Source organism: Winogradskyella sp. (assembly GCF_016744625.1).
In the GTDB taxonomy this organism is placed as follows: domain Bacteria; phylum Bacteroidota; class Bacteroidia; order Flavobacteriales; family Flavobacteriaceae; genus Winogradskyella.
In genome coordinates, this window is record NZ_JADGDZ010000081.1 from 1 (window position 1) to 16,381 (window position 16,381).

Consider the following 16,381-nt stretch of genomic DNA (forward strand, 5'->3'; position numbering starts at 1 on the left):
GTTGTGGACTTCAACGTTCTGCCGCCTTATTGATTAAAGGACAGTTTGTTGATGCTTTTTTTATGTATCCAGCCATCTATACAATCATTGTTCTTTTTGGATTTATCATCATTAATAGTTTTAAGAATTTTAAATTCGGCAACAAAATTATTATTATATTGGCTATGCTTAATGTAGTAGTCATCATTGGCAGTTATTTACTTAAACTTTATCTTAAATAAAATCTTAATTATGGAACAACAAAAATTACCTAATGCAACGATATCTATTGTGCTTGGAAGTATTTCATTTATTGCTTGCTGCTGCAGTATGGGTATTGGAGGTTTAATTTTCTCTGGTATTGCATTCTTTTTAGCAAAAAAAGACGAAAAACTTTATGCTGAACAACCTGATCTTTATAGTAATTTCGGACAGGTAAAAACAGCCAAAATTATTGCCATTATCGGACTTGTATTAGCTGTAATTGCTCTTGCTGTATCAATCTATCAAATATCAGCTGCTGGTGGTTGGGATGGTTATATGGAACAACAACGAGAAGTTATGGAACAAATGGGTATGGATATGGAATAACATTTCTCAGTTATTTAAAAAAAAAGCGATTTTCTTAATTGAAAATCGCTTTTTTTATACTGTCTTTTAAAACTTATTTAAGCTTCAAATTCTTTTAATGTTTTAGTAATAATAGACACACAATCTAATAGTTGATCTTCTGTCATTACTAAAGGTGGAGCAAAACGAATCATGTTTCCGTGTGTTGGTTTTGCTAACAAACCATTATCTCTTAATCGAAGACAAATGTTCCATGCTGTATCACTATCTTCATCGTCATTAATTATAATAGCATTTAGTAAACCTTTACCTCTTACTTTATTAACAATAGGACTAGTTTCAATAAACTTGTTCATTTCTGCTCTAAAAAGTTTACCAAGATAATCTGCATTCTCTGCTAATTTTTCATCTTTTACAACTTCTAAAGCTGCAATAGCAACTGCAGCAGCAATTGGGTTACCACCAAATGTACTACCATGATTTCCTGGTTGAATAACATTCATAATCTCGTTATTAGCCAATACAGCAGATACTGGGTATAAACCACCACTCAAAGCTTTTCCAAGAATTAAAACATCTGGTTTTACATTTTCGTGATCAACAGCTAACAATCTACCTGTTCTTGCAATCCCAGTTTGTACTTCATCTGCAATAAATAATACATTATACTTTTCACATAATGCTTTAGCTTTTGCTAAATAACCTTCACTTGGTACATAAACACCAGCTTCACCTTGTATTGGTTCTACTAAAAAGCCAGCAATATTAGGGTTAGTACTTAAAACATCTTCTAAAGCTTGTAAGTTATCGTACTCAATTTTAATAAATCCATCTGTATATGGCCCAAAGTTTTTACGTGCTATTGGGTCATTTGAAAAAGAAATAATCGTAGTTGTTCTTCCATGAAAATTATTCTCACAAACAATTATTTCTGCTTTATTAAGATCTAAGCCTTTAACTTCATAAGCCCATTTTCTACATAATTTTAAAGCAGTTTCAACTGCTTCTGCACCAGAATTAATAGGTAATAATTTATCGAATCCAAAAAAATCGCAAGCATATTTTTCATACTTACCAAGCATGTCGTTATAAAATGCTCGAGAAGTCAACGTTAAACGTTGCGCTTGCTCTGTCATTGCATTAACAATCTTTGGGTGACAATGTCCTTGATTTAATGATGAGTAAGCAGATAAAAAATCGTAATACTTTTTACCTTCTACATCCCAAACAAAAACACCTTCACCTTTTGTTAATACTACTGGTAATGGATGATAGTTTTGTGCTCCATACTTGTTCTCTAATGCCATCGCTTCTTGCGATGAAATGTGGTCTAATACAGCCATTTTAAAAATAATTTAATAAATGAATAAAATATCCATTCCTTATCTACCTTTATCCTTTCGAAGACTCGAAAATTCAGCGTGGGAAAGAAATCATCCCTAAGAACGTGCAAATTAGTAAATATTCCTTTCGATTTAAAACTTACTCAGATATTTTTCCTGAAAGTGAAGATACTTGTAGCTCTAATCGCTTAATTTCTCTTATAATCGCTTTTTTATCCATTTGCATCCATGAAAATAACTTTAGCATACTCGATGCCATTAAACATATAGTTCCGAAAATCCCCCATTTTATAAGATCGTTGGTAGCCTCAACATTAAAGAATTGAATAGCACAATAAATAAAGAGTCCGAAAAAGATAACTTGTACAATACTCATTACTATAACAATCCAACTATTTTTACCTGAAAATAGCCCAAATACCATTTGTAATAAGTTTTGTTCTTCTAAGTCGTCATAGAACTTAGCTTCTTCTTGAGTTAGAGTTTCTTTTATTAATTTGTCTATGTCTTCTGTATTAGTTTTCATAATTCATTTTTTTAGTTCCTTATACTTCTTTAGCGCTGAAAATGACACATTAGATAATATTAGGAATCTGTTAATATTCATTTCAATTGCATTTCTACTACATTCAATGTGACTGGTAATAAAATTTTATTCATTCTTATGTTTGGTCAACCCTCTTTTCAATTTTTCTCTAGCATGGAACAACCTTGATTTGGCAGTTCCAACTGATATTTCTAGTAATTCACTTATTTGTTTTAAGCTATATGATTCAATATAAAACAGCCTAACTACAGTTTTTTGACTATCTGGCAGTCTATTTATGGCTATTAAAAGCAGCTGTTTTAATTGCTCCTTTTCTGATTTTTTAGAATCGTTGCTTTCAATTTCTATTTCATAACTAATTATTCTTTTCCTTTTCTTTGTTTGCAATCGCAACCAATCTGTAGATTTATTACATACAATTCTATAAGCCCAATATTGAAATTGTTCAGGATTCTTGAGTCCATCAATTTTATTAATAATAATTGTCCAACTATCTTGAGCTATATCTTTAGCAGCATCTTTATCTTTAACCAACCAATAAGCTTTATCACAGAATAATTTGTGCCAACGTCTTACCAATGTAGCAAGCGCTTTTTTATCACCTGCTTTAAAAGCTTTAACTAATTCTTCGTCTATGCTTTGGTCTTTTTTCAATTAAGCATGTTTCGTTTTAAAAGATTTTATTTTATAAGCACCTCTCAAAAATTCAACCCAATTACTGTGCTTTGGTTGCTTCTTTTCTATTAAAAAATAGTTTTCAATTTTATCAAAAGCATCTTCAATTAGTGCATCATGAAGCCAACGAATAATAAATATCCAAAAGAAAGTCGCTTTAAATGATGTGTTCATTCTTATTTCATGACTTATTTCAGTCTTACCCAAGGTAATCTCTTCTATTCTTAATTCATGCGTACCATTAAATCCATCAGGTTTAGAGAACTTAAATTTAATATAGTCTCCTTTATTAAAATCAATAATAGTATATCTAACGCGTCCATGACCTCCTTTCCTTCCTATTTTCAATCCATCCTTAAATCTCATTGCTGGCCAATTTTCGTAAGGCCAAACTAAATCATTAGAAGTTGCTATTGTTTTAAATAAATCAGACACCTTATTCTTAGGTTGATTGATTGTTCGTTTATGGATATTTATGACTTGCATACTCTAAAGACGTAGACTATTAAAAAAGGTTCAATTTTATTAAAGATAATCTAATTTACACAGATACTTTTTGGCTTAAGAATTAACAAAATTACAGCTATCTTTGCACTCTAATTTTTTATAAATGCCAAAAAGAGAACGCAACAAATTTGTTAAACGCGGAGAGATTATAGAACTATTAATCGAAGACTACGCTTTTGGTGGAAAAGGAATTGCTCGTATTAGAAATGAACATGGTGAATTTGTGGTTTTTGTTCCTAATACATTACCAGGACAATTAGTAAAAGCACAAGTAAAAAAAACGAGCAAAAAATACGCTGAATGTAAGCTGTTTGATGTTTTAAAGCCTTCGGAAGATGAAGTTGATATGCCTTATCAAGATATTCCTGGTGCACCATATATACAATTGCCTATAGAAATGCAACATGCTTATAAAAAGCAAAGTACTCTAGAGTTATTTAAACGTATTGGTAAGGTTGCTGATATTGAAGATAAGTTTGATGAATTTGTAGATTCACCAAACACCTTCCACTACCGTAATAAAATGGAATACGGCTTCTCTGCTATTGGTTACAATCGTAAATTAAAAACTGATATTGATGAATTTACATTAGGCTTTAAAAGACGTGGAACTTGGTGGTGTGGAGATAACCTAAATAATGATTCTGGTTTATTTGATGCTGAATTTGAAAACCATTTAAAAGACATTAAAGCATATTGCCAAGCAACAGGATTAGCTCCTTGGCATGCACCAAGAAAAGAAGGTTTCTTTAGATATTTTGTCGTTAGAAAATCTTACAAAACTGATAAACTTTTATTTAATTTAGTAACGACATCTTACGACTTACCTCAATTTGATTTAGATAAGTTTGCCAATTACTTAGTTGATTTATTTGGTGATCGTGTTGCAGGTTTATTACATACTATAAATGATGAAATTGGAGATAGAACTATAGCAACTACTGGTAGTATTAATTTAGTTTACGGAAAAGACAAAATTATTGAAGAGCTCTTAGGTTTGAACTTTGAAATTAGTATGAAAAGCTTTTTTCAAACCAATCCTAAATGTGCCGAAAAATTATATTCTAAAGTCGTTGATTACGCATTAGAAAATAAAGACGCCATTGACAATACTGTAGTTTTAGATTTATTTTGTGGTACAGGCACAATCGGGCAAATCATAGCAAGTAAAGCTAATAACACCAAAATTGTTGGTGTAGATATTGTTGCTTCGGCAATAGAAGATGCTAAAAAAAATGCAAAACGAAATAATATTGAAGGTCTAGAATTTTATGCTGCAGATGTTGGTAAATTTTTAAACGAACATCCAGAATTTGTAAATAAAATCAGAACTATAATTTTAGATCCAGCACGTGCAGGTATTGCTCCAAAAACCCTTAAAAAAATAATAAACCTTAATGCAGAACGTTTGGTTTATGTATCTTGTAATCCTGCAACACAAGCCAGAGATACAGAGCAGTTAATGGAAGCTGGTTACGAGATTAAAAAACTAAGTTTGGTGGATCAATTTCCGCATACAGCACATATTGAAACGGTTGTTTTGTTTGAAAAATAATACATGAGAGTACTAAAATTATTTGCCCTATTTATTGCTTTGACACTTATCAGCTGTGAGCGCGATGATATTTGCGCTGCAACTACTGCTACAACTCCACGACTCTTAATTGAGTTTTACGATATTTCAAATCCTGATGATTTAAAAAGCGTTTTACGATTAACCGCTTATGGTGAAGGTTTGGTTGTTGATGATACTGGAATGATAATAGAACCAATCGAAGCATCAGATTCCACTATTTTATTTAACGAAAATGCTAGTTCATTAGAATTACCATTAAGAATTGACACTGAAGGAGAAACTACAACATCTCGCTTCATTTTAGAAAAAGACACAAATTTACGTTTAGACTCAGATACAACAACAGACTCAGATATCGATATTATTGAAATCTCATACATACCAGAATTCGTATTTGTCTCTAGAGCTTGTGGATATAAAAGCACCTTTAATAATTTGGATATAAATATAGAACCTGGCACAGAAGCATGGATAAGTAATATAGATATCGTAGAAACAACCATAGAAAATGAAAACACAGTACATGTGCGCATCTTTCATTAGAAGCATTATCCTTTTGCTGTTATTTACTACAATAGCTTTTGCGCAAGAAGAAAATAAAACCGTTGCTGATACCTTAGTTTATAAACAAAAATATGGACTACGTCTTGGTGCCGACGTTAGTAAACTAGCTCGTACATTTTTAGACGATAACTATACAGGTTTTGAGGTTATGGGTGATTATCGTCTTACAAAACGCATCTATATTGCTGGTGAAATTGGTAATGAAGAGCGTACACTAGAAAACGAAGTTTTTAATAACACATCAAAAGGAAGCTATTTTAAAGGTGGTGTAGATATTAATTTCTACAAAAACTGGCTCGATATGGAAAATATGATTTATGCTGGTTTTCGTGTTGGCGCAAGTACATATAGTCAAACCCTGAACAATTATAAAGTTTACGATATAAATAATCAATATTGGAACAGTGAACTTTTCTCTGTAGAAGATGGCACAGAGTTTAAAGGCTTAACAGCTATTTGGGGAGAAATACAAGTTGGCTTAAAAGCTGAGCTTTTTAATAACTTATTTGCAGGTGTAAACGTACAACTCAAGTTTCTAGTTTCTGAAACCAAGCCCAATAATTATGATAATCTATTTATTCCTGGCTTTAATAGAACCTATGATAGTGGAGCTATAGGTGGAGGATTTGGGTTTAACTTATCTTATTTAGTTCCCATTTTTAAGAAGGACAAAATTGTGATTCAAGAAAAAGAGGAGGAATAACTGTTAGCAGTTCAAACGAATCTACAATTAAACGACTACACAAATCAACATTTCTTCGTATCTTTCTTTATCAAACCATATATCTATGGATAAAGAAGCAATTGCAGATTTAATTGAAGACAAGCATTCTGAATTAATAATCTGGTTAGAAAAGCAACCCGAAGATTCTTGGACACAAGGACCCGATGGAAAATGGACTACCGGACAACAAGCCTTGCATTTACTACAAAGCATAAAACCACTCAATAGGGCATTGAGCATGCCTAAGTTTTTATTGCGCTATAAATTTGGAAAAGCAAATAGGCCAGTTAGAGAATATGATGCTATAGTACAACGTTACCAAGAACGTTTATTAGATGTAAAAGGCAAAACTTTTAAAGGCTCTCAGAATATGAAAGTGCCAATTTTAAAGGAAAAAGAGTATATTCTTAACAGACTGCAGACTGAGCAAAAGAAACTACAATACAAAACCAAAAAGATTAGTGATAAAAATCTAGATAATCTTATTTTACCGCATCCTCTAATGGGCAAAATGCCAATTCGCGAGATTATTATGTGGACAGGTTATCATGTTGAGCATCATACAGAGATTTTGAAATCTAAATATTAATGTGTTGTCATTTTGAAACAAGTTCAAAATGACAACACAACTAACAACTAAACAATTATACAGTCTTCAAATACTCCAAAACATTAGCCTCTATCCGACTCAGAATATCACTAACATCTCCTTTTACAAAAGTGTCACCAGTAATATTCTCATAGAGTTCGATGTAGCGTTCACTTACCGTTTCAATATACTCATCACTCATATAAGGAACCGTTTGTCTTTCTAATCCTTGAAAATTATTTGCAATTAACCATTGACGCACAAACTCTTTAGAGAGTTGTTTTTGAGCTTCTCCTTTATCCTGTCGATCTTGGTAACCATTAGCATAAAAATAACGCGACGAATCTGGTGTATGGATTTCGTCAATCAATACAATTTTACCATCCTTAGTTTTTCCGAATTCGTATTTTGTATCTACTAAAATTAATCCACGTTCTGCTGCGATCTCTGTTCCACGTTGAAATAACTTTCTTGTATAATCTTCAAGAACTAAATAATCTTCTTCAGAAACGATACCTTTTGCTAAAATATCTTCACGAGAAATATCCTCATCGTGATCTCCCATTTCTGCTTTGGTTGCTGGTGTAATAATTGGTTGTGGAAACTTGTCGTTTTCTTTCATACCATCTGGCATTGCGACACCACATAGCATTCGCTTTCCTAATTTATATTCTCGTGCTGCATGACCAGACATATAGCCTCTAATTACCATTTCAACCTTAAAAGTCTCACATAAATGACCAATAGCTACGTTAGGATCTGGAGTAGCAACCAACCAATTTGGCACCAAATCTTCAGTCTCTTTCATCATTTTTGTCGCAATCTGATTTAAGATTTGCCCTTTATAAGGAATTCCTTTTGGCATCACTACATCAAAAGCGCTTAAACGATCTGTTGCAACCATTACTAATTGCTCATCATTGATGTTGTAAACTTCCCTTACTTTTCCTTTGTAAATACTTTTCTGATTAGGAAAATTGAAATTGGTATCTATTATTGTATTACTCATTTTCTAATATAATATCATTACGAGTCTCTTTCGCGACGTAGTAATCTGTATGTTCTTAGTTCTAATTTAATAGATTGCCACGCTTCGCTCGCAATGACAATTCAATTTTTACTCCCGATTTTCAATACTCTTATAAGCAGCAATCACTTTCTTCACCAACTTATGGCGAATTACGTCCTTATCATCCAAGTATATCATACCAATACCTTCAACATTTTTAAGGACTAAAAGCGCTTCTTTTAATCCAGAAATTGATCGTCGTGGTAAATCTACCTGACCAGGATCACCTGTGAGCATAAATTTTGCATTTTTGCCCATTCGTGTTAAGAACATCTTCATTTGTGCATGCGTTGTGTTTTGCCCTTCATCTAATATCACAAATGCATTATCTAAAGTTCGTCCACGCATAAAGGCTAACGGTGCAATTTGTATCACCCCTTTTTCTATATAACTGTCTAACTTTTCTGCAGGAATCATATCACGTAATGCATCATACAACGGTTGCATATATGGGTCCAACTTTTCCTTTAAGTCACCTGGTAGAAATCCTAAATTCTCACCAGCTTCAACAGCAGGGCGTGTTAAAATAATACGTTTAACTGCTTTGCTTTTTAAAGCTTGGACTGCAAGAGCAACGCCAACATAGGTCTTACCTGTACCTGCAGGACCTATAGCAAAAACCATATCATTTTTACGCATACTCTCTACTAACTTACGTTGATTCGCTGTTTGTGCCTTAATTAGTTTACCTCCAACACCATGTACTATGACTTCACCACTCTTAGCTGTTGTTGTATAATCATCGCTACTTTGACTTGTCAATACACGTTCAATGACATTTTCATCTAACTTATTATACTTAACAAAATGCTTCATAAGCATCGTCATTCTTCGGTCAAACTCTTCAAGTAAATCTTCGTCACCATAGGCTTTAATTTTATTTCCTCTGGCTACGATTTTAAGTTTTGGAAAGTATTTTTTTAGTAGTACAATATTTGCATTTTGTGCACCGAAGAATTCTTTTGGAGTTATTTCTTCGAGTTCTAGGATAAGTTCGTTCAAAAGCGTTCTTTATTTAGTTTACACCAAATAAACATTAAAATAATCCATATAATTCGTTTCTATTGTCCTTATATTTCATTAGAAAATAAAACCATAGCTAATGCTATGCTTGGATTTTATAACTTATCTAAGCACAAGATAATTCAAATTATTTATGTTTCATTTTAAAATTCATTTGGTCTGTTAATCTGTTTTCTTTTATTAGTTTTGTGGATGTACAGTGTACACACAAATCTAATAATTTTAGAATCACGATTCTTAAAAAAATATCAACAATCAATCCATGGCAATAATCACTTTAACGACTGATTTTGGAGAAAAAGATCACTTTGCTGGAGCCATAAAGGGTGCGATTTATAGTGAACTTTCGGATATTAGAATTGTAGATGTATCACATTCTGTATCACCTTTTGATATTTCTGAAGCGGCTTATATCATCTTAAATGCATACAGTAGTTTCCCAAAAGGAACGATTCATATCATCGGAATAGATTCTGAGTTAAGTCCTGAAAACAAGCACATTGCAGTCAAGTTAGATGACCATTACTTTATATGTGCTAATAACGGCATAATGAGTATGATTTGTGCAGAAATCGCTCCTGAGAAAATTGTAGAAATTAATATTCACGATAAGATTGAAACGAGTTTCCCTGTATTAGATGTTTTTGTAAAAGTAGCTTGCCATATTGCAAGAGGAGGAACCTTAGAGATTATAGGAAAAGTTATTAACACCATTAAACCGATTAAGAATTTAATTCCATTCGTTAACGATGAAAAAAATCAAATCATTGGTTCTGTAATTTACGTTGATAATTACGGAAACGTTGTTACCAATATTAAGCGCAAATTCTTTGAGGAAATTCAAAAAACTAGAGCTTATGAAATTTCGGCTCGCAACCATAAGTTTAGAACCGTTCATAGCAAATACAGCGATATTATAAATTTTGAAATTGAAGAGTCTAAACGCCATGATGAAGGAAGAGGTTTGGTCGTTTTTAATTCTTCAGGTTATTTAGAAATTGCTGTTTATAAAAGCAATTGTAGTACCGTTGGTAGTGCATCTACTTTAATGGGACTAAAAACTATGGACACTGTTACTGTAAACTTTTCTAAAATATAATGCTTTGTTAGTAAGAATTGTAAAAATGAGTTTCGAACCGTCTAAGATTGAAGAATTCTTAGCTAATTTTGAAATCAATAAAGAAAAGATTCGAAATTTTAAAGGGTGTAATTTTTTAGAATTATATCGCGACCAGAACAATACCAACATCTTTTTTACGTATAGTTATTGGGATTCTGAATCAGATTTAAATAATTATAGACATTCAGAATTGTTTAAAGGTGTTTGGGCAAAAACAAAACCTTTATTTAATGGGAAGCCTGAAGCTTGGAGTGTGGATAAATTGGCTAGTTTAGAATAATAAATTAAAGATGAATATCGCAAAGTCGCTAAGACGCAAAGCAAACTGAATACTGAATACTGAATACTGAATACTGAATACTGAATTTAAAATATGCTAGCAATCCTAAAAAAAGAAATAAACACATTCTTTGCATCACCAATAGGTTATTTGGTGATTGGAGTGTTTTTATTATTAAATGGCTTGTTTCTATGGGTGTTTAAAGGGGAGTTTAATATTCTAGATAATGGTTTAGCAAATTTATCATCGTTCTTTTTATTAGCTCCATGGATTCTTATTTTTCTTGTACCAGCTGTAACAATGCGCAGTTTTAGTGACGAGAAAAAGCAAGGCACATTGGAGTTATTAGTAACAAAACCTATTTCTCATTTTCAGATTGTATTTGGTAAATACTTTGGTGCTTTAATTCTAATACTCATCGCATTAATTCCAACGTTACTTTATGTTTACACAGTTTCACAGTTAGGAAATCCTGAAGGTAATCTTGATATGGGAAGCACACTAGGCTCTTACTTTGGCTTATTCTTTTTAATTGCGGCTTATACTGCAATTGGAGTGTTTGCTTCTACCCTTTCGGATAATCAAATTGTTGCTTTTATCATTGCGGTATTTATATGTTTCTTCTTTTATTTTGGATTTGAAGGACTTTCAAACTACAATATTTTTGGAGACATCGTCTACATGGAGAATCTTGGTATGGCTTCTCATTATAATAGCATGAGTCGTGGTGTTATTGATACTAGAGATCTTGTTTATTTTATAAGTTTATCGTTAGCCTTTTTAGTATTTACAAAACTTAAAATCCAAAAGCAACAATAATGATTATAACACCTTTCTTAGTCATTTTTATGCTAGTCGTTTTTCTACTACTCTTTTTGTTTTTGAATACTGTTGACAAACGCAAATGGCTTTCTGCACTAATCAGTTTAGTGTTGACACCATTTGTATATTTTTATATGTTTTATCCTTTTGTGAATATTTTGAGTAGTTACCATCACCAAAAGTACTTCGATAATATTGCATGGGTAGAAAAACCAAGTTTACGCTACGAAATGATAGATAGCATGATAGAGTCTGATACGCTTATTGGCACATCTAGAGAAGAGATTGCACACTCATTGGGCATGTACGAATGGTTATCTTGGAACGACAGCACAAAATCACACGATAACAATAAATGGAATTACGGATTAGGAATTGAGCCTGGTGCATTCAATGATAAAAAAGAGTGTGTAGAAATTACATTTAAAAAAGACAAGGTTATAGCTTTAAGACCCTATCAAGAAGAAATAAAATACGAGGATGAAAAAGAATAAAGCGCTCATATTAATTATAACTACTATTATTGCGTTGATTCTTGTCAATATCGTCGCTAGTAAAATGTATCAGCATTTCGACTTAACAAAAGACAGTCGTTATACTCTGTCTGGCGCATCAAAATCATTAGTTAGCAATTTAGATTCACCTTTAATTATTGATGTATTTTTAGAAGGTGATTTTCCTTCTGAATTCAGGTTACTTCAAACTGAAACGAAACAAATCATTGATGAATTTCAACTTGAAACAGAAAATATCATTGTTAACTATATAAATCCAATTGAAGACGAAACGACACGTCAACAATATATTGATGAACTTACAAAACAAGGATTAGAGCCCTATATTAACACTGACAATAGTACAGGTAAAGTAACTCAAGAGATAATTTTCCCATGGGCTTATGCAAGTCACAAAGACAAAAGAGTTAAGATTCCGCTTTTAAAACGAAGTATTACACAAGGTCTTCAAGAGCAGGTCACAAATTCTATACAATCTTTAGAATATGCTTTCGCAGATGGCTTTAACCAACTGGTTAATCCTAAATCAAAAACAATAGCTATTTTAAAAGGTAATGGAGAACTTGATGATATTTACATTGCTGACTTTCTTAAAACTATGCAACAATATTATAGAGTTGCACCTTTTACACTAGATAGTGTAGCTTCTAATCCTCAAGCTACATTAGATAATTTAAAACAATACGATTTAATTGTAGCTCCAAAACCAAGCATAGCGTTTTCTGAAAATGAAAAATTAGTTTTAGATCAATACACTATGGGTGGTGGTAAAAGCTTGTGGCTTACAGAGTCAGTTATAATGGATGAAGATAGTTTACACAATGATACAGGAACCGGAGTTTCTATTATGCGTGATTTAAAACTTAATGACTTTTTCTTTAAATATGGACTTCGAATAAATCCAAGTTTAGTAAAAGACTTATACTCTGCTCCTATTATGTTGGCCATTGGAGAAGGTAGTCAAGCACAATTACAACCTTTACAATGGCAATATTCACCTTTGGCAGCTTCAAATCCAAATCATCCAATTACTAAGAATCTAAACTTGGTAAAGTATGATTTTGCAAGCCCAATAGATACGCTGAAAAACGGAGTTGATAAATCTATTTTATTACAAAGCTCACCACGTTCTAAATTAGAAGGTGTTCCAAAAACTATTTCTTTAGCAAATGTCACAGAAGCACCAAATGAAGCTACGTTTAATTTAGGGCCTCAGAATCTTGCGGTTTTATTAGAGGGCGAATTTACCTCTGTTTATGACAAACGTGTATTACCTTTTAAAGTGAAGGACTTTAAATCTAAAAGTACTGAAACCAAAATGGTTGTAATCTCAGATGGAGATGTTATTAAAAACAAGGTTGTTCGTAATAGACCACAAGAGTTAGGTTTTGACCAACTCACAAGAAAAACTTTTGGAAATAAGGAATTCCTTCTCAATACCATCAATTATCTACTCGATGATACTGGACTTATAAACATTAGGGCTAAAAAAATTAGTATTGCGTTTTTAGATTCAGAAAAGATAAAAGACAACAAAGGGAAATGGCAATTGATTAATATTGCTTTACCACTTGTACTGCTTGGTCTATTTGGATTTGCTTTCAACTACTTTAGAAAGAAAAAATACACCTAACATTTGTTAATAAGTTTGTTTTATAAAACCCTTCGATTAGGATATATTTGTAAGACAATCAAAAGTTAAAACACATATATATTCCATATGAAATTTATTGTTTCAAGCACATATTTATTAAAGCAGCTTCAAGTATTAGGAGGCGTTATTAATAACAGCAACACGCTTCCAATTTTAGATAATTTCTTATTTGAACTTAGTCAATCAAAACTAACGATTTCGGCTAGTGATTTAGAAACAACTATGTCATCTACGATTGATGTTGAAAGTGATTCTGAAGGTAGTATTGCGTTACCAGCACGTTTGTTATTAGATACATTGAAGACGTTTCCTGAGCAACCATTAACATTTGTTGTTGAAGACAACAATACTGTTGAAATCAGCTCTAATCATGGTAAATACGCCTTAGCTTATGCTGATGGTGCTGAATTCCCAAATGCAGTATCTATTGAAGATGCTAGTACAACAAACATTAAAGGGGATATTTTAGCAACTGCTATTAGCAAAACTATTTTTGCAGCTGGTAATGATGATTTAAGACCTGTAATGAGTGGTGTATTTTTTCAGTTCTCTCAAGACAACTTAACTTTTGTTGCTACAGATGCACATAAATTAGTAAAATACACAAGAGATGATGTAAGTGCAACCGAAACAGCTGAGTTTATTATGCCTAAAAAACCTTTAAATCTTTTAAAAGGAATTTTAGCAGGAAGTGAGGATGACGTTTTAGTAGAATACAACGAATCTAACGCCAAGTTTACGTTTGAAAACTCAGTGTTAATTTGCCGTTTAATTGATGGAAAATATCCAAACTACGAAGCGGTAATTCCTAAAGAGAATCCGAATAAATTAGTCATTGACAGAACACAATTTTTAAACTCTGTACGTCGTGTTAGTATTTTCTCGAACAAGACAACTCATCAAATACGATTAAAAATTGCTGGTGCAGAATTAAACATCTCAGCAGAAGATATTGACTACAGTAACAAAGCTGAAGAACGTTTAACTTGTGACTATCAAGGTGACGATATGCAAATAGGTTTTAACTCGCGTTTTTTAACAGAGATGATAAACAACTTAAACTCTGATAATGTACAGTTAGAAATGAGTTTGCCAAACAGAGCTGGTATCTTAACACCAATTGATGGTTTAGATGAAGGTGAACATGTAACTATGCTTGTTATGCCAGTGATGCTTAATAACTAAATATTCTTGCATTTACTTAACAAAAAAAAAGCTCACCAATTGGTGAGCTTTTTTAGTTCCATTTCTTTAATAACTAACTAACAAAATTAAGAGATAATGGATAGCTAGGTAATTCTCCATTACTAGCCTTTATTGCGTTTATAATCGGCATTACAAATGCCATAACACCTACTAACATTAAGGTTAAAAACCCTATACCAATAAGCATTAAAGGAACACTTATTATAACATATACTATAACACTCAATTGAAAGTTTAATATCGCTTTACCATGAGCATCCATATTGTCAACACGATCTTTTTGTGTTGCCCAAATTACCAATGGTACAATTAAACCTCCAAAACCTGTTATATAAGTCAATAACTGAGCAAGGTGTGTAATGACTAGTAATTGGTTGTCAGTACGTTTAAGTGTGTGATAATTTGATTCCATGATTAATGATTTTACATTTATATGACGCAATCACATTTAAAATGTTACAAAAAATAAAAACATTTTAAATGTCCATATAAATAATTGGTTATTTATAGTTCAAATTTAGAACAATAAATCCGCGCGTAAAATGATGGTAATCACTTAAAAATCAAATAAAACCTAAATGAATAATAGTTGTGTACCTTCTTGATCAGCACGACTATAAAAATCTCCTATAGTTAAAATACCATCTAATTCATCTATTAGATCTTCTTCTTTTAAATGAAACATATCTACTGCTAATTTACAGCCCCAAAGTTTGCAACCTGAATCAGAAAGAATTTCTAAGAATTCACCAATAGGTGGCATATCTAGTTTTTCCATTTCCTTTTTCATCATTTTTGTAGCAAAAGCTTCTACACCTGGTAAACCACCTAGCATCGTTGGTATATGCATTCCTGGGTTTCCGACTGTAGCCACATGTAAATGTTCTAGTTTTTTCTTTTGAATGGCTTCTAGTCCAAAAAAAGTGAAGAATATTTCAGATTCAATACCTTCCATTCTAGCTCCATTTGCCATTACGAATGCTGCATACGCATTTTCTATTGTTGCTTTAGACAGTATAAAAAGCATCTTTTTTACTTTAGTACTCATAATCTCTTGTTTTAAATTGTTAGTTAATTTAGATACAACTTTTTGGTTTTGGAATACCAGCAATCAATGTTGATTTTTTTAATGGTCCTCCAGGAAAAAGAGCATAAAATTCTTTAATATTTATAACACCACTTTTTTTGATACCTCTAATAGACAATGCTTCTTCTTTGTGATGTTTATCTTGAAGATATTCAATAACTTCCCAGTGTTTTTCTGTCATTACAACTTCACACTCGCCTGCGATGCATTCAGATACTTCTCGAGTCCATTGCTTAAAATCTACCAAATAACCCTCTTCGTTAACATCAATTTCTCTATTTGCAATTAATTTTTTCATGGTTTCTAAAATTTAAATGGTTATAACTTTGGTAAACTGCATTTGCCTTGTTAGCCAGCCTCAAGGCTTCACTTTACTGGCTTCACATCAGGGAAGATTCATTCTAGATTGAGACACTGGTTGGATAACCTTTTTGCAAAGAAAGCCCACACCCGTGAGATAACATTATTGAATACTGTAATCGCGGCCGATCAGGCAGGCGCGGTAGGCTTTATCATATTCTCCCAATAGCC

21 protein-coding genes are annotated in these 16,381 nt (G+C 32.3%); 12 read left to right on the forward strand and 9 right to left on the reverse strand.

The genetic code is table 11. The features are described 5' to 3' along the window. Both QZZ53_RS13915 and QZZ53_RS13920 read left to right on the forward strand, forming a co-directional pair. Window positions 1-221, forward strand: a 221-nt coding sequence (locus QZZ53_RS13915) for a DUF2752 domain-containing protein (protein ID WP_296385754.1), incomplete at its 5' end; no start/stop codon positions are given. Between the two features lie 10 nt (window positions 222-231). Next, window positions 232-570, forward strand: coding sequence for a CCC motif membrane protein (locus tag QZZ53_RS13920; protein ID WP_296385756.1), 339 nt, complete (start codon window positions 232-234; stop codon window positions 568-570). 77 nt (window positions 571-647) lie between these two features. Here the strand turns inward: QZZ53_RS13920 and rocD are convergent, their stop codons facing one another. The 4 genes from rocD to QZZ53_RS13940 all read right to left on the reverse strand — a co-directional run bounded on the left by rocD (window position 648) and on the right by QZZ53_RS13940 (window position 3,549). Beyond that, the gene (rocD, locus tag QZZ53_RS13925; RefSeq protein ID WP_296385757.1) at window positions 648-1,892 is read right to left on the reverse strand and encodes an ornithine--oxo-acid transaminase; all 1,245 of its coding nucleotides are present in this window, start codon (window positions 1,890-1,892) and stop codon (window positions 648-650) included. A 139-nt stretch (window positions 1,893-2,031) separates the two neighbouring features. Next, a complete protein-coding gene (locus QZZ53_RS13930; protein ID WP_296385759.1) occupies window positions 2,032-2,418 on the reverse strand; it encodes a DUF6768 family protein in 387 nt (128 codons plus the stop codon). 126 nt (window positions 2,419-2,544) lie between these two features. Then, window positions 2,545-3,093 carry an RNA polymerase sigma factor gene (locus tag QZZ53_RS13935; RefSeq protein ID WP_296385760.1) on the reverse strand — a complete coding sequence of 183 codons (549 nt, stop codon included), beginning with the start codon at window positions 3,091-3,093 and terminating at the stop codon, window positions 2,545-2,547. Continuing rightward, the gene (locus QZZ53_RS13940; protein WP_296385762.1) at window positions 3,094-3,549 is read right to left on the reverse strand and encodes a hypothetical protein; all 456 of its coding nucleotides are present in this window, start codon (window positions 3,547-3,549) and stop codon (window positions 3,094-3,096) included. It lies immediately after the preceding gene. Between the two features lie 175 nt (window positions 3,550-3,724). Between QZZ53_RS13940 and rlmD the strand changes: the two genes are divergently transcribed. The 4 genes from rlmD (at window position 3,725) to QZZ53_RS13960 (ending at window position 7,074) form a co-directional block, all read left to right on the forward strand. Beyond that, window positions 3,725-5,176: a 23S rRNA (uracil(1939)-C(5))-methyltransferase RlmD gene (gene rlmD / locus QZZ53_RS13945; RefSeq protein WP_296385763.1), complete on the forward strand. Its 1,452-nt coding sequence runs from the start codon at window positions 3,725-3,727 to the stop codon at window positions 5,174-5,176. Between the two features lie 3 nt (window positions 5,177-5,179). Continuing rightward, window positions 5,180-5,740, forward strand: a complete 561-nt coding sequence (locus QZZ53_RS13950) for a DUF6452 family protein (RefSeq protein ID WP_296385764.1) — start codon at window positions 5,180-5,182, stop codon at window positions 5,738-5,740. Beyond that, entirely contained in the window at window positions 5,706-6,464 is a 759-nt protein-coding gene (locus tag QZZ53_RS13955) for a DUF6048 family protein (RefSeq protein ID WP_296385767.1), read from the forward strand. The genes QZZ53_RS13950 and QZZ53_RS13955 overlap by 35 nt, the downstream gene beginning before the upstream one ends. A gap of 85 nt (window positions 6,465-6,549) precedes the next feature. Beyond that, the gene (locus tag QZZ53_RS13960) at window positions 6,550-7,074 is read left to right on the forward strand and encodes a DinB family protein (RefSeq protein ID WP_296385769.1); all 525 of its coding nucleotides are present in this window, start codon (window positions 6,550-6,552) and stop codon (window positions 7,072-7,074) included. Window positions 7,075-7,129: 55 nt separating this feature from the next. On the opposite strand, the gene QZZ53_RS13965 is transcribed toward QZZ53_RS13960, so the two are convergent. Continuing rightward, the gene (locus QZZ53_RS13965; RefSeq protein WP_296385771.1) at window positions 7,130-8,083 is read right to left on the reverse strand and encodes a phosphoribosylaminoimidazolesuccinocarboxamide synthase; all 954 of its coding nucleotides are present in this window, start codon (window positions 8,081-8,083) and stop codon (window positions 7,130-7,132) included. A 108-nt stretch (window positions 8,084-8,191) separates the two neighbouring features. Continuing rightward, on the reverse strand, window positions 8,192-9,145 hold the full coding sequence (locus tag QZZ53_RS13970) for a PhoH family protein (protein ID WP_296385772.1): 954 nt from the start codon (window positions 9,143-9,145) through the stop codon (window positions 8,192-8,194). Between the two features lie 283 nt (window positions 9,146-9,428). Between QZZ53_RS13970 and QZZ53_RS13975 the strand changes: the two genes are divergently transcribed. The 6 genes from QZZ53_RS13975 (at window position 9,429) to dnaN (ending at window position 14,742) form a co-directional block, all read left to right on the forward strand. Beyond that, on the forward strand, window positions 9,429-10,265 hold the full coding sequence (locus QZZ53_RS13975; RefSeq protein ID WP_296385774.1) for an SAM-dependent chlorinase/fluorinase: 837 nt from the start codon (window positions 9,429-9,431) through the stop codon (window positions 10,263-10,265). Window positions 10,266-10,269: 4 nt separating this feature from the next. Next, window positions 10,270-10,566, forward strand: coding sequence for an antibiotic biosynthesis monooxygenase family protein (locus QZZ53_RS13980; RefSeq protein ID WP_296385776.1), 297 nt, complete (start codon window positions 10,270-10,272; stop codon window positions 10,564-10,566). Between the two features lie 93 nt (window positions 10,567-10,659). Next, window positions 10,660-11,385, forward strand: coding sequence for a gliding motility-associated ABC transporter permease subunit GldF (gene gldF, locus QZZ53_RS13985; protein ID WP_296385779.1), 726 nt, complete (start codon window positions 10,660-10,662; stop codon window positions 11,383-11,385). Beyond that, window positions 11,385-11,882 (forward strand): hypothetical protein, encoded by a 498-nt coding sequence (locus tag QZZ53_RS13990; RefSeq protein ID WP_296385782.1) that lies wholly within the window; start codon window positions 11,385-11,387, stop codon window positions 11,880-11,882. Before gldF ends, QZZ53_RS13990 begins: the two co-directional genes overlap by 1 nt. Next, window positions 11,869-13,536 carry a gliding motility-associated ABC transporter substrate-binding protein GldG gene (gldG, locus tag QZZ53_RS13995; protein WP_296385784.1) on the forward strand — a complete coding sequence of 556 codons (1,668 nt, stop codon included), beginning with the start codon at window positions 11,869-11,871 and terminating at the stop codon, window positions 13,534-13,536. The genes QZZ53_RS13990 and gldG overlap by 14 nt, the downstream gene beginning before the upstream one ends. A gap of 87 nt (window positions 13,537-13,623) precedes the next feature. Next, entirely contained in the window at window positions 13,624-14,742 is a 1,119-nt protein-coding gene (gene dnaN / locus QZZ53_RS14000) for a DNA polymerase III subunit beta (protein ID WP_296385785.1), read from the forward strand. Between the two features lie 73 nt (window positions 14,743-14,815). Here the strand turns inward: dnaN and QZZ53_RS14005 are convergent, their stop codons facing one another. The 3 genes from QZZ53_RS14005 to QZZ53_RS14015 form a co-directional block, all read right to left on the reverse strand. After that, complete coding sequence (locus tag QZZ53_RS14005; RefSeq protein WP_296385786.1) at window positions 14,816-15,175, reverse strand: DUF4870 domain-containing protein; 360 nt, start codon at window positions 15,173-15,175, stop codon at window positions 14,816-14,818. A gap of 162 nt (window positions 15,176-15,337) precedes the next feature. Next, window positions 15,338-15,811 carry a DsrE/DsrF/DrsH-like family protein gene (locus QZZ53_RS14010; protein ID WP_296385788.1) on the reverse strand — a complete coding sequence of 158 codons (474 nt, stop codon included), beginning with the start codon at window positions 15,809-15,811 and terminating at the stop codon, window positions 15,338-15,340. Window positions 15,812-15,839: 28 nt separating this feature from the next. Next, on the reverse strand, window positions 15,840-16,148 hold the full coding sequence (locus tag QZZ53_RS14015; protein ID WP_296385789.1) for a TusE/DsrC/DsvC family sulfur relay protein: 309 nt from the start codon (window positions 16,146-16,148) through the stop codon (window positions 15,840-15,842). Window positions 16,149-16,381: the final 233 nt, after the last annotated feature.